Here is a 12,489-nt window from a genome sequence, read left to right on the forward strand (position 1 = left end):
GCCGCGGATCGGGCCCCGGGTCAACGCACCGGGGTCAGGCCCTCGCGGCAGATCAGCAGCAGGGCCCGGTCGTCGTTGACGTCCTTGGCGACGGCCTCGATGAGATGCCAGGCGGCTCCGTGGAAGCCGCCGGCGACATAGCGGTCGGCCTCGCCGGTGAGCCGGTCGATGCCCTCGACGATGTCGCGTTCGGCGGTTTCGACCAGACCGTCCGTGAACAGCATCAACACGTCTCCGGGCCGGAGTGAGCCCTTCACCGGGTCGAACTGGGCACCGTCGTACACACCGAGGAGGGGGCCCTCCGCGGCCTTCTCCTCCCAGCGGCCGCTGCCCGCGCTGAGCTGGAGGCCCGGCGGGTGCCCGGCGGAGAAGAGTTCGTAGTCGCCCGAGTCGAGGTCGAGCACCAGGTGGATCGAGGTGGCGAAGCCCTCGTCCCAGTCCTGCCGGAGCAGATAACCGTTGGCGGCGGTGAGGAAGGCGTGCGGCGGGAGCGAGCCGAGCAGGCCGCCGAAGGCTCCGGACAGCAGCAGGGCACGGGAGCCGGCGTCCATCCCCTTGCCGGAGACGTCCGTGAGGACGACTTCGAGGGTCCGGCCGCCGTTCGTCCGGGCGGCCACGACGAAGTCGCCGGAGAACGACTGGCCGCCCGCCGGGCGCAGCGCCATCTCGCGGTGCCAGCCCACGGGGAGCTGCGGCAGCTTGCTCTGCACCCGGATGCGTTCGCGCAGGTCGAAGAGCATGGTGCCGCCGCGTCGCCACGGCACGCCGACCCGGCTGCGGAACTGGGCGATCAGCAGGCCGAAGAAACCGCAGGCCGCGACGACCAGGACCACACCGGGAGTGACCCGGGAGGGGCCCTCCGTATAGGGGCCGAGCTTCACGGACTCGACTATGAGCGCGGTGGCGGCCGCCGCGTACAGCCCGAGCAGGCTCGCCGGGCGGAGCAGCAGGCCGCCGGCGACGATCGGCAGGACGAGGACGGCGGGTGAGCACCACACCGAGTTCACCAGAGTGGTGGCGGCGATCAAGGGGATCGTGATGAGCAGGCCGGCGAGGGCGATCCAGTCGGAACCGTCGCCGCGGAAGTAGTCCACGGCGGATCTGCGCAGCCCTGTGCGGGCCCGGTGCCACTGCTTCTTCAACCGGGCCGCGAACGTATCGGCCTCCGAGCGCCGCTCTCGTCCTGCTGCCATTAGTTCGGGACCCTATCCATCGGACCAGGTGCTTGGCACGGGAGGTCCCACTTGTCCCCCGTCCGAGCGCTCAACTTCACAGAGAACTTCACCGACACGTTCCGGTCAGGGGCTCGGCAGCGGGCGAAATTCCCTCGCTCGTACCGCATTGCCCTGGTAGGCATGGGCTATGACGACTGACGTCCGGGTGCTCCGGCAGGCCGACTGGGACAAGTGGTACGAGAACCTGATCCGCGCGTTCGGAGGTGTGGCGGAGTCGTCCGAGGAGCGCGAACTGTGGAACGCGCTCACAGAGTACGACCGTTCGCTCGGCGTGTGGGACGGCGAGGAGTGTGTGGGTACGGCGGGGGCCTTCTCCTTCCGCGTCACCGTCCCGGGCGGCGCCTCGGTGCCGGCCGCCGGGGTGACGATGGTGAGTGTCGCCGCGACGCACCGGCGGCGCGGGGTGCTCACCGCGATGATGCGGCGGCAGCTGGACGATCTCCGTGCGGGAAACGAGCCGATCGCGGTGCTGACCGCGTCGGAACCGGCGATCTACGGCCGGTTCGGCTACGGCATCGGGACCCTGCAGATCGGCGCCGAGATCGACACCGACCGCGTGCGGCTGTCCGTACCGGCCGGGACCGACGACGTACGACTGCGATACGCGGCGCCGGGCGACGTCCTCGACCTGTGCGAGGCGGTGTACGCGCTGCGTGTGCCGGAACGTCCCGGGATGCTGGCCCGGCAGCCGGGCTGGGAGCGGCTCCAGGTGCTCGACCCGGAGGGCGAGCGGGACGGCGCGTCCCCTCTGCAGTGTGTGGTCGCCGAGCGGGACGGCTCGGCGGTCGGCTACACGCGCTTCCGGGTCAAGCCGGGCTGGGGTCCGGCGGGGCACGACGGCGTGGTGCGGCTGGAGGACCTGGAGGGGATCGACCCGCCGGCGCGGGCTGCCCTGTGGCGGTTCCTGTTCGACGTCGACCTGACGACGACGCTGCGCACCCGGGGCCGTCCCGTGGACGAGGACTGGCAGCACCTGGTCTCGGACATCCGGCGCTGTCAGGTGCGGATGAAGGACGCGCTGCATGTGCGGCTCGTCGACGTCGGCGCGGCGCTGGAGGCGCGGACGTATCAGGCGCCGGTGGACGTGGTGTTGGAGGTCGAGGACTCCTTCGGCCCCTGGAACGAGGGGTGTTGGCGGCTCACCGGTGACGCGAAGGGCGCCTCGTGCGTCCGGACCGGGGATTCACCCGATCTGGCGCTGTCCGTACGGGAGTTGGGTGCGGCGTACCTGGGCGGTGTACCGCTCGCCTCGCTCGCGGCGGCCGGGCGGGTGCGGGAGCTGCGCCAGGGTGCGCTGGCGGAGGCGTCGACGGCGTTCACCTCGGTGGTCGCGCCCTGGCTGCCGCACGGGTTCTAGAGAAGGCCTGGGCTCCGGGCCGGACCGGTGTCAGGCCTGCTGGCAGGCCGGGCACCAGAACAGGTTGCGGGCGGCGAGAGCGGCGGTGCGGATCTCGCCACCGCAGAGGTGACAGGGCAGGTTGGCCCTGCGGTACACGTAGACCTCGCCGCCGTGGTCGTCCACGCGCGGCGGCCGGCCCATGGCGTCGGGGGTGTGTTCCGGGCGGACCGTGTCGATGCGGTTGGTGCGGACGCCCTCGCGCATGAGGGCCACGAGGTCCGCCCAGATCGCGTCCCACTCCCGCGCCCGGAGGTCCTTGCCCGCCCGGTAGGGATCGATGCCGTGCCGGAAGAGGACCTCGGCGCGGTAGACGTTGCCCACGCCCGCGATGACCTTCTGGTCCATCAGCAGGGCGGCGATCGTCGTACGGCTGCGGGAGATCCGGCGGTGGGCCGCCGCGGGGTCGGCGTCGGGGCGCAGCGGGTCGGGGCCCAGCCGGTCGTGTATCGCACCCTTCTCCTCGTCGGTGATGAGGGCGCAGGTGGTGGGGCCGCGCAGGTCGACGTACACGGTGTCGTTCGCGAGGCGCAGGCGGACGGTGTCGGTGGGCGGCGGGGCGGGCGTGGCGCCGAAGCCGACCTTGCCGAAGAGGCCGAGGTGGATGTGGATCCACTCGGCGTCGCGGAAGCCGAGGAAGAGGTGCTTGCCGTGGGCCTCCGCCGTGGTGAGGACGGACCCGTCGAGGAGGGCGGCGGCGTCGCTGAACTTGCCCTGGGGGCTGGTGACGCGGGCCGCGCGGCCGCCGAACGCGCCGAGGTAGTCCTGGGCGAGCCGGTGGATGGTGTGCCCTTCGGGCACGGGTCCTCCTGGTTGTCCTTCGTCCCGGGGCCCGGAATCCCGGGCCCGGAACGGTTCCGCGGTCCTACGGCTGCTGCGGGTGGTGGGCCGGGATGGGCGGGAGTTCCCGCGTCGTCTCGTAGTCCGCGAGCATCTGGATGCGGCGGACGTGCCGCTCCTCGCCGGTGAAGGGGGTGCCGAGGAAGGTCTCGACGAACTTCGTCGCCTCTTCCTCGGTGTGCATGCGGGCACCGACGGACATCACGTTGGCGTTGTTGTGCTCGCGTCCCAGCGCGGCGGTCTCCTCGCTCCAGGCGAGTACGGCCCGTACGCCGGCGACCTTGTTCGCGGCGATCTGCTCGCCGTTGCCGGAGCCGCCGATGACGATGCCGAGGGAGTCCGGGTCCGCCACGGTGCGCTCGGCGGCGCGGAGGCAGAACGGCGGGTAGTCGTCCTGGGCGTCGTAGATGTGGGGCCCGCAGTCGACGGGCTCATGGCCCGCGGCCTTGAGCCACTCGACGAGGTGGTTCTTCAGTTCGAGACCGGCATGATCGGAGCCGAGATACACGCGCATGGTCCGAGTGTGCCACGCCCCTCCCGGTCCGGTCTCGCCGGGGCTGACGGCGGAAAAACGTGAGCAATACTACAGAACCTCAAGGAAACCTCAAGTAACGATCTGGATTCAAAGGTTCACGAATTCCTTTGCCTCCGTTTCACTGGACCAACTCGTACGCCGGTCCACACGATGGAGCGATGCGTTCCCCGTACACCGCTCGTACGGATGGGACGCCGTGTACGGGAATCTGCTCATCCGGCGCAAAGGAATCCCCCTCATGACCTCGCAGCCGACCCCCACGAAGGCCGCACAGGCGCCAGGAGGCCCCGGAGAACCCGGCGGCGGCCTCCAGGCCGGACTCAAGAACCGTCACCTGACGATGATCGCCATCGGCGGTGTCATCGGAGCCGGACTCTTCGTCGGTTCCAGCACCGGCATCGCCACCACGGGCCCCGGAATCCTCCTCTCGTACGCGCTCGTCGGCACGCTCGTGGTGCTGGTGATGCGCATGCTCGGCGAGATGTCCGCCGCCAACCCGACCTCGGGTTCGTTCTCCGCGCACGCCGACCGCGCCCTCGGCCGCTGGGCCGGCTTCTCCATCGGCTGGCTGTACTGGTTCTTCTGGGTGGTGGTGCTGGCCGTGGAGGCCACCGCCGGCGCCACGATCCTCGAAGGATGGATGCCCGCCGTACCGCAGTGGGGCTGGGCGCTCATCGTGATGATCGTCCTGACCGCGACGAACCTGGTCTCCGTGGGCTCGTACGGCGAGTTCGAGTTCTGGTTCGCCGGGATCAAGGTCGTGGCGATCGGCGCGTTCATCGTCGTCGGCGCCCTCGCGATCTTCGGGGTGCTGCCCGGGGTCCACGCCGACAAGGCGGGGGTGGGCAATCTGAGCGAGCACGGCGGGTTCCTGCCGCACGGGCCCGGCGCGATCCTCACCGGTGTGCTGCTGGTCGTCTTCTCCTTCATGGGCAGCGAGATCGCGACGCTCGCGGCCGGCGAGTCCTCGGACCCGCAGCGGGCCGTCACCAAGTCGACGAACAGCATCATCTGGCGTATCGCCGTCTTCTACCTGGGCTCGATCCTCGTCGTCATCACGCTGGTGCCGTGGAACGACCCGTCGATCAAGGGCAAGGGCTCGTACGTCGCCGCCCTGGACTCCCTCGGGATCGCGCACGCCGGTCAGATCATGAACTTCATCGTGCTGACCTCGGTGCTGTCCTGCCTCAACTCCGGTCTCTACACGGCCTCCCGGATGGCGTTCTCGCTCGGTGAGCGCGGGGACGCGCCCAAGGCCTTCGCCCGGACCACCCGCCGCGGTGTGCCGATGATCGCCATCGTCGTCTCGGTCGTGTTCGGCTTCGTCGCCGTCTTCTTCAACTACAAGTTCCCGGACTCGGTCTTCCTCTTCCTGGTGAACTCCTCCGGTGCGGTCGCCCTGTTCGTGTGGCTCGTCATCTGCTTCTCGCAGCTGCGCATGCGGAAGATCATCGAGCGCGAGGCGCCGGAGAAGCTCGTCGTGAAGATGTGGCTCTACCCGTACCTGACGTGGGCGACCGCGGCTGTGATCGTCTTCGTCCTCGGCTACATGCTGACCGACACCGAGCACGACGGCCGTACGACCGTGCTGCTGTCGCTGCTGGTCGCGGCGATCGTGCTGGTCATCGCCGTCGTCCGGCAGAAGATCGGCGCGGGTTCGTCCTCGGCCGCGCGACCGCTTCCGAGCGCGTCGCGCGACGAGGAGCAGGCCGAGGTCGGCGCCTGACCCGCCCTCCTGGCCTGAAGGGAGAGGGGCTCGCGGCACTGCGCCGCGGGCCCCTCTGCCTGTGTCCCCTGCCGGTGTCTTCTCTTCCTCGCGCTTCCTCGTCCCGGGGCTCGGCGCTCGTCCACGTTCACAGCACGGTGAAGCTCTTCTTGACCTGGTTGTAGGTCGCGACGGCCTGGTCCTCGACGTCCCGGTGGTACCAGGTGTTGATCTGGTACGACTTCCCCTCGACGTCGAAGCCGAGCAGCCGGGCGTGCCAGCGCACGCCCTTTATCGTGAACGTGTACTCCCAGACGATCGCGGGCCGGCCCTGGAACGTCGTCTCCTCCAGCCGGATCTTCCGGTAGTCCTGGCCCTGCCGGGCGTTCTGCTCCGAGGTCTGCCAGGTGTCCATCAGGTTCCCCTTGGCGAGGGAGGACTTGGCCGCGAGTTCCTGGGCGCCGTCGGGTGAGGTGTAGTGCACCTCCGAGCCCGTCTGCAGATCGCGCCGCCAGCCCTTCGGCGTCACCCACGCGTATCCCCCGGCCTCCCGGTGCGCTCCCGGGGGCAGGCTGGGCGGGCGCGAGGTGCCCTCGACGGTGGGCGAGGCGGACGTGGGGCCTCCGCCCGTGGACGAGGCGGTCGCCGCGGACGAGGCTCCCGGTGACGCGGCACTCCCGCCCTCGGGCGATCCGCTGCCCGACAGCGCGATGACGATCCCGGCGACCGCCCCCGCGACAACCACACCGGCGGCTGCCAGGACGACACGGCGCCTGCCACCCCGCCGGCCCCCCGGCCCGCCGCCGCCCTCACCGCCGTTGCCCACGACGTCGACGTCGCCGTACCCCGCGCCGGGCGCGGAAGCCGACTGCGCTGCGGGGATCGGGAGTTCACCCGGTCGCGGCAGTACGGACACCGGCGCTGTGGGCAGCTGGGACGGGGTCTCCGAACGGGGTTCCCCACTCGGCTCGGACGCGGCCTCGCTGGAGACGTTGGCCGTGGCCGGCAGATCGCGGTCCCGGGTGAGGGCCTCGGCGTCGCTCGCCGCAACACCCGCCGCGGAACGTGCCCGTGGGCGCTTCCGGAGGTCGGGCGCACTCGTGCGGGCCGGCGTGCGCGTGACCGGGACGGCGTCCTGTACGGAGTGGTGCTGCCGGGGGGCGGTGGGTGTCCCCTCGTCGAGGGGGACGTCCTCCACGGGCGAGGAGTACTCCGCCGGGCCGTCCGAGGGCGACTCCTCCGGGGGCGGAGTGGCTTCGGGAAGGTCAGCGGGAAGCTGCGTCGCCCGGATGCGCCGGGCATCCAGCAACGCGCGCGTGGGTGACGATGCGGGCGCGGGCTCCGGGTCGGGAGTCTTCTCCGGTCCGCGTTCCGAATCGGCCTCGGGAGGAGCCGACCTGGCCGGGGGATCCGCGGCGGGCTCGGACATCTGCCGTGCATCGGGGGCGGGTTGACGCGAGGAGCGGCGCCCGCGGCCGGGTTCGCGCGTCGGCGACGGGTCGGGGACGGGCCCCGAGGTCGGCTCGGGCGTGGCCGACACGTGGTTCCGGTCCACCACGGGCTGGTGCGTCGAGTGCGGTTCGGATGCGGAGGAACCGGATGCGGAGGGGCGTCCTGGAGCGGAGTCGTGAGCCGGGGCCGACGCGGGCGGCGAGGAGGTGGACGGTGCCGGCACAGGGGTGTAGGGAGCGGTGGCCCGGGGCTCGGGCTCCCGCACGGGCGGCACCGGACTGCTCTCGGGGATCGGCTCGCTCGGGGAGACGACGGTGGGCTGGTAACCCGGGCTGGAATCAGGTCCACGGGCAGGACGGGGGGCGCGGGCGGCGTCGGGTTCGCGATCGGGACCCCGACTCACCCCGGGGCCCTCGCCGTGGCGGGCGTCCTGCTCGGGTGCGGACCCGGGAGCCTGCCCGGAACGCGGAGGAGAGAGGGGAGCCGCGTCCGGTTCACCCCCTGGGCCGGGAGCGGCAGCGGGAGCGCGTCCGCGGCCGGTGCCCGGCGTGGGTGCGGATGCCGGTGCCTGCCCGGAACGCGGGCCGGCGGTGCGGGCAGGATCCGGTGCGTGATCGGGACTCGGGGTCGCCGCGGGGAGCTGACCGGGCTCGGAGGCCGGCGTGGGCTCGTGGCCCCGTCCGTGTCCGGCGCCCGGAGTCGCCGTGCCGTGTACCGGAGTCGAAGGACTCTGCGGGGTCCGGTCCCGTTCCGGGGTCGAAGGGCGGTGGGGGACCGGGCCGTGGTCGGGGGTGGAAGGGCGGCCCGCGTCCTGCTCGGGGGCCGAAGGACGTCCGGGTCCGTGCCCGGAGTCCGGGGGGCGCTCCAGGTCTTCGTTCCGTGTCCGGCCGTACGCGGGGCCGAACTCGACGCCGTTGGTGAAGTCGTACTCCGGGCCCTCCGTCAACGGGCGGGTGGCTGCCGTGCCGGCGGCCGGGGGCCGGGCGATCTCCTCCAGGGCCGACTCCAGTTCCTCCAGGCCGGGCCGGGTGTCCGGCTCCTTCTCCAGGAGGGCGGCCAGGATGTCCCGCAACGCACCGGCAGCCGCCGGGAGGACCGGCTCCTCGTAGAGGACCGCGTGCAGGGTCGCGTACGTGGTGGCGCGCGAGAACGGGGAACGGCCGCCGAGGGCGGCGCACAGGGTGGCGCCGAGTGACCACACGTCGGAGGGTGGCCCCTGCGGGCGGCCGGAGATCCGCTCGGGCGCCATGTAGTCGGGGGAGCCGACGAGCATCCCCGCCATGGTGAGCGCCTCGGCGTCCTGCAGCGCGGCGATGCCGAAGTCGGTGAGGACGACGCGTCGCCGGCCGGCGCGCTCGACCAGCACGTTGCCCGGCTTGATGTCGCGGTGCAGCACTCCCCCGGCATGCACCTGCCGCAGCGCGCCGACCAGTTCGAGGCCGACGCGCGCGGCCTCACGCGGGTCCAGCGGGCCGTCCTCGGCCACGACCCGTTCGAGGGAGCGGCCTGCGACAAGTTCCATGACGATCCACAGCCGCTCGCTCGCGTCCACCACGTCGTAGATGCGGACGACGCCCGGATGGTCGATGCGGGCCGTGGCCCGCGCCTCGCGCAGGGTGCGCTCCCGGCGCGTGCGGGTGTCCTCGGGATCAAGTCCGTCTATGCGCATTTCCTTGACCGCGACCTGCCGGTCGAGCATTTCGTCGGCGGCTCGCCACACCCGCCCCATTCCCCCCTGGCCAATACTCTCGACCAGTCGATAGCGCCCGGTCACCAATAATCCCGGAACACCACCCTGTACGTTCGCCGACAATCCCCCCACCCCCTCAACATCAGCCACATTCGCCCGTAACAGCAGAAACACAATGGTCACACTTCAGCCCGTACCAGCATAGTGCGGAGAAATCTTGTGGTACCTCTTCAAGTACTGCGAATTCAGGCGCAGCCAAGGGGGGCGAACATGCGTTCTCGTTACACGACGACCATGACGGGATCCGTGCTCACGGCATGTTTCTCGGCCGTGATGATCCTTTCCCACACCGCCGTCGCGGACGACCAGGGACCGGGCAGCGGCAAGGGCGGCAAGGCGATGGACAAGGCGCCGGCGGGCGTCGAGGTGACCACGTTGCTGCCGTCGAAGATCTCGGTCGACAACAGTACGCAGAAGACGGCAATTACCGCCACGGTAAAGAACGAAGGGGCAAAGGAAAGCGGCGACGTCAGGCTTTTGGTGGTCGGTTTCGACGGCCTGAAGGTCAAGAATGTCAAGGGCTGCACGGCGATGGGAGAAAAGGATCTCCCGGAGGGCTCGAACAGTGGTTTCGTCTGTTCCGTCGGCAATCTCGCGGTGGGCAAGTCGAAATCGTACGCCGTCGACGCCACGTTCGATCTGGGGAAGACCGGAAAGATCTGTCTTCCGGTCCAGACGAGCGACGGGAAGAAGACCTACTGGCAGCAGGGACCGGTTCCGTTCGGAACGACGAACCCGTCGCCCGACGCGCCGGCCACCCCGCTGCTGCTGGGCACGGACAACAAGCCGGTGGCACCGGGCGGGGACTCGCTGCCGAAGACCGGCCCGGGCAGTTCGGTCCTGCCGTTCGGTGCGGCGGGCGCGGCCCTGATCTCGGCCGGAGCGGCGGGGATGTGGTGGGTCCGCCGCAGGCCGCGCGAGGAGGCGTGACCGCCGGGCCCGTCCACGGGTGAGAACGCGGAAGAGGCCCGCCGGAGGGGGTGGGACACCCCCGGGCGGGCCTCTTCCGCTGAACGTCTCTTCCGCTGGACGTCACGTCCTCCAGGACGTCACTTCTCGCTCGATGAGCCGCACTACGCGCCGAGCGTCATTTCTTGTCGACGAGCTTCCACGCCGTCGGCAGCACGCCCATGGCCAGAGCGGCCTTGAGCGCGTCCCCGATCAGGAACGGCGTGAGGCCCGCCGCGACGGCCGCGCTCGCCGACATGCCGGTGGCCAGGGCCAGGTAGGGGACGCCGATCGCGTAGACGATCGCCTCGCCGATCAGCATCGTGCCCGCCATGCGCAGGACCGAGCGGTCGGCGCCACGGCGGGCCAGGGACCCGACGACCGTCGACGCGAGCAGCATGCCGAGGACGTAGCCGAAGGACGGCGCCGCGGCACCCGAGCCGCCGCCCGCGAACCACGGGACGCCGGCCATGCCGACCAGCGCGTACACCGCGAGCGACAGGAAACCGCGGCGCGCGCCGAGTGCCGTGCCGACGAGCAGTGCGGCGAAGGTCTGGCCGGTCACCGGCACGGGGGACCCCGGGACGGGCAGCGAGATCTGGGCGGCGAGTCCGGTGAGCGCGGCACCGCCGATCACGAGGGCGACGTCGCGGACGCGGGAGGCCGGGAGGAGGTCGGCGAGGACCTCGCCGGGTCGGGAGGACGTGACGGCAGCGGTGCTCATGGGGACTCCGGCGAGGGGGATACCCCCGGACTCCTGAGGAGTTCGGGGGGAGGGCAGGTCGGGACACGGTGACGCTATCCCAGGGGCGTACGGGTGATCACCGTCAGCGCTCGACAAAGGGCGGATCGGGAGCTTGGTGGGCTCCTCACAAAGAACGGCCGGTACACCCGTGCGGAAGTGATGCTGGTCACTGCGGTGACGTGGTCCATGCCGCGTTCCGGCGCCGGGCGTGACTGTCGGGACTCACCAAAGGGATCCCGGCGGTCCTGCCGAAGGGTGCGCGGCGGTCGCACCACCCCCGCCGGACCCGACCCCGACCCCGACCCCGACCCCGACCCCGACCCCGAAGTAAACGGAACCTCACGCTCCGTACGGATCGCGTCCGCATGCTGGGCGGCCTTGCCCTCCCGGTGGTGGGGCTGCCCAGACTGTGGGCGTTTTTGCCGCTCGCACGCACTCGCACGTAAGGGACCACCCGCTCTCATGTCCCGCACCACCCTCGACACCCCGCCCGGCTCCGCCGACGCCGAGGCGCCCCTGTCCCCCGGTCTGAAACAGCGCCACCTCTCGATGATCGCCCTCGGCGGCGTCATCGGCGCCGGACTGTTCGTCGGCTCCGGTGCCGGAATCGCCGCGGCCGGTCCGTCCATCGTCATCGCGTACGCCGTCTCGGGTCTGCTCGTCATGCTGGTGATGCGGATGCTCGGCGAGATGTCGGCCGCGTATCCGTCGTCCGGATCCTTCTCGGCGCACGCCGAGCGGGCGATCGGGCCCTGGGCCGGCTTCACGGCGGGCTGGGCCTTCTGGGTGCTGCTGTGCACGGCCGTCGGCCTGGAGGGCATCGCCGCCGCGAAGATCGTCACCGGCTGGCTGCCCGGCACGCCCGAGTGGGCGTGGGTGGCCCTGTTCATGGTCGTCTTCTGCGTGGCCAACCTCGCCTCGGTGAAGAACTTCGGTGAGTTCGAGTTCTGGTTCGCGGCGCTCAAGGTCGGCGCCATCGCACTGTTCCTCGTGCTCGGCGTGCTGGCCATCACCGGCGTCCTGCCGGGTACGGACGCGCCTGGCACCGCGCACCTCACGGGCGACGGCGGCTTCCTGCCGAACGGCGGTGAGGGGCTCGTCATCGGCCTGCTCGCGTCGGTGTTCGCGTACGGCGGTCTGGAGACCGTGACGATCGCGGCGGCCGAGTCGCAGGACCCGGTCAAGGGCGTCGCGAGCGCGGTCCGCACCGCGATGTGGCGCATCGCGCTCTTCTATGTCGGCTCGATGGCGGTCATCGTGACGCTCGTACCCTGGGACTCCGAGGCGGTCGTCGCCAGCGGCCCGTACGTCGCCACCCTCGAACGCCTCGACATTCCTGGCGCCGGGCAGCTGATGAACGTGGTCATCCTCGTGGCCCTGCTGTCGGCGATGAACGCGAACATCTACGGCTCCTCGCGCATCGCCTACTCCCTGGTCGAGCGCGGGCAGGGCCCGAAGGCGCTCGGCCGCGTCTCGTCGGGAGTGCCGCGGATCGCCGTGCTCGTCTCCTGCGTCTTCGGCTTCGCCTGTGTCGTCCTCAGCTACTGGCGCCCGGACGACGTCTTCCCGTGGCTGCTGAACATGATCGGCGCGGTGATCCTGGTCGTCTGGATGTTCATCGCGGTCTCCCAACTGCGGCTGCGCCGCCACCTGGACCGGGAGGCGCCGCAGAAGCTGGTCGTGCGCATGTGGGCGTTCCCCGCGCTGACCTGGGTCGCGCTGGCCGGCATGGTGGCCGTCTTCGTCCTGATGGCCCGGGAGCCGGACACCCGCGTGCAGCTCTACTCCACGGGCGGCATGACGCTGTTCCTGGCGGCGGTCGGCTACGTCCGCCAGCGGGCCCGCGCCCGCACCTGACCGGCCCTGCCGCCTCGTCGAAGGGG

9 protein-coding genes are annotated in these 12,489 nt (G+C 71.2%); 4 read left to right on the plus strand and 5 right to left on the minus strand.

Annotated elements, in window-relative coordinates; all coding sequences use genetic code 11:
- Nucleotides 1–20 precede the first annotated feature (20 nt).
- Nucleotides 21–1,193 carry a PP2C family protein-serine/threonine phosphatase gene (locus ACIRQH_RS21355; RefSeq protein WP_358819322.1) on the minus strand — a complete coding sequence of 391 codons (1,173 nt, stop codon included), beginning with the start codon at nucleotides 1,191–1,193 and terminating at the stop codon, nucleotides 21–23.
- Between the two features lie 169 nt (nucleotides 1,194–1,362).
- Between ACIRQH_RS21355 and ACIRQH_RS21360 the strand changes: the two genes are divergently transcribed.
- Entirely contained in the window at nucleotides 1,363–2,592 is a 1,230-nt protein-coding gene (locus ACIRQH_RS21360; protein WP_404226805.1) for a GNAT family N-acetyltransferase, read from the plus strand.
- A 30-nt stretch (nucleotides 2,593–2,622) separates the two neighbouring features.
- Here the strand turns inward: ACIRQH_RS21360 and ACIRQH_RS21365 are convergent, their stop codons facing one another.
- Together ACIRQH_RS21365 and ACIRQH_RS21370 are read right to left on the minus strand one after the other, a co-directional pair.
- Nucleotides 2,623–3,432 carry an Fpg/Nei family DNA glycosylase gene (locus ACIRQH_RS21365; protein ID WP_388877808.1) on the minus strand — a complete coding sequence of 270 codons (810 nt, stop codon included), beginning with the start codon at nucleotides 3,430–3,432 and terminating at the stop codon, nucleotides 2,623–2,625.
- 64 nt (nucleotides 3,433–3,496) lie between these two features.
- Complete coding sequence (locus tag ACIRQH_RS21370; RefSeq protein ID WP_358819325.1) at nucleotides 3,497–3,985, minus strand: ribose-5-phosphate isomerase; 489 nt, start codon at nucleotides 3,983–3,985, stop codon at nucleotides 3,497–3,499.
- A 259-nt stretch (nucleotides 3,986–4,244) separates the two neighbouring features.
- Between ACIRQH_RS21370 and ACIRQH_RS21375 the strand changes: the two genes are divergently transcribed.
- Complete coding sequence (locus ACIRQH_RS21375) at nucleotides 4,245–5,732, plus strand: amino acid permease (protein WP_358819326.1); 1,488 nt, start codon at nucleotides 4,245–4,247, stop codon at nucleotides 5,730–5,732.
- A gap of 127 nt (nucleotides 5,733–5,859) precedes the next feature.
- Here the strand turns inward: ACIRQH_RS21375 and ACIRQH_RS21380 are convergent, their stop codons facing one another.
- Entirely contained in the window at nucleotides 5,860–8,883 is a 3,024-nt protein-coding gene (locus ACIRQH_RS21380; protein WP_404226806.1) for a protein kinase, read from the minus strand.
- Nucleotides 8,884–9,123: 240 nt separating this feature from the next.
- Here ACIRQH_RS21380 and ACIRQH_RS21385 point away from each other — a divergent pair, with 240 nt between their 5' ends.
- The gene (locus tag ACIRQH_RS21385; RefSeq protein ID WP_358819367.1) at nucleotides 9,124–9,843 is read left to right on the plus strand and encodes an LPXTG cell wall anchor domain-containing protein; all 720 of its coding nucleotides are present in this window, start codon (nucleotides 9,124–9,126) and stop codon (nucleotides 9,841–9,843) included.
- A 157-nt stretch (nucleotides 9,844–10,000) separates the two neighbouring features.
- On the opposite strand, the gene ACIRQH_RS21390 is transcribed toward ACIRQH_RS21385, so the two are convergent.
- Nucleotides 10,001–10,585 carry a biotin transporter BioY gene (locus tag ACIRQH_RS21390; RefSeq protein ID WP_358819328.1) on the minus strand — a complete coding sequence of 195 codons (585 nt, stop codon included), beginning with the start codon at nucleotides 10,583–10,585 and terminating at the stop codon, nucleotides 10,001–10,003.
- 483 nt (nucleotides 10,586–11,068) lie between these two features.
- Here ACIRQH_RS21390 and ACIRQH_RS21395 point away from each other — a divergent pair, with 483 nt between their 5' ends.
- Complete coding sequence (locus ACIRQH_RS21395) at nucleotides 11,069–12,463, plus strand: amino acid permease (RefSeq protein WP_358819329.1); 1,395 nt, start codon at nucleotides 11,069–11,071, stop codon at nucleotides 12,461–12,463.
- The last annotated feature ends 26 nt before the right edge of the window (nucleotides 12,464–12,489 follow it).

The sequence above is a fragment of the Streptomyces sp. NPDC102279 genome, from assembly GCF_044766365.1.
GTDB lineage: Bacteria > Actinomycetota > Actinomycetes > Streptomycetales > Streptomycetaceae > Streptomyces.

Excerpts from the sequence above, each read along its gene's own strand:
- ACIRQH_RS21355 (WP_358819322.1), bottom strand. The coding sequence starts at position 1,193 with ATGGCAGCAGGACGAGAGCGGCGCTCGGAGGCCGATACGTTCGCGGCC.
- ACIRQH_RS21360 (WP_404226805.1), top strand. The coding sequence starts at position 1,363 with ATGACGACTGACGTCCGGGTGCTCCGGCAGGCCGACTGGGACAAGTGG.
- ACIRQH_RS21370 (WP_358819325.1), bottom strand. The coding sequence starts at position 3,985 with ATGCGCGTGTATCTCGGCTCCGATCATGCCGGTCTCGAACTGAAGAAC.
- ACIRQH_RS21375 (WP_358819326.1), top strand. The coding sequence starts at position 4,245 with ATGACCTCGCAGCCGACCCCCACGAAGGCCGCACAGGCGCCAGGAGGC.
- ACIRQH_RS21385 (WP_358819367.1), top strand. The coding sequence starts at position 9,124 with ATGCGTTCTCGTTACACGACGACCATGACGGGATCCGTGCTCACGGCA.
- ACIRQH_RS21390 (WP_358819328.1), bottom strand. The coding sequence starts at position 10,585 with ATGAGCACCGCTGCCGTCACGTCCTCCCGACCCGGCGAGGTCCTCGCC.
- ACIRQH_RS21395 (WP_358819329.1), top strand. The coding sequence starts at position 11,069 with ATGTCCCGCACCACCCTCGACACCCCGCCCGGCTCCGCCGACGCCGAG.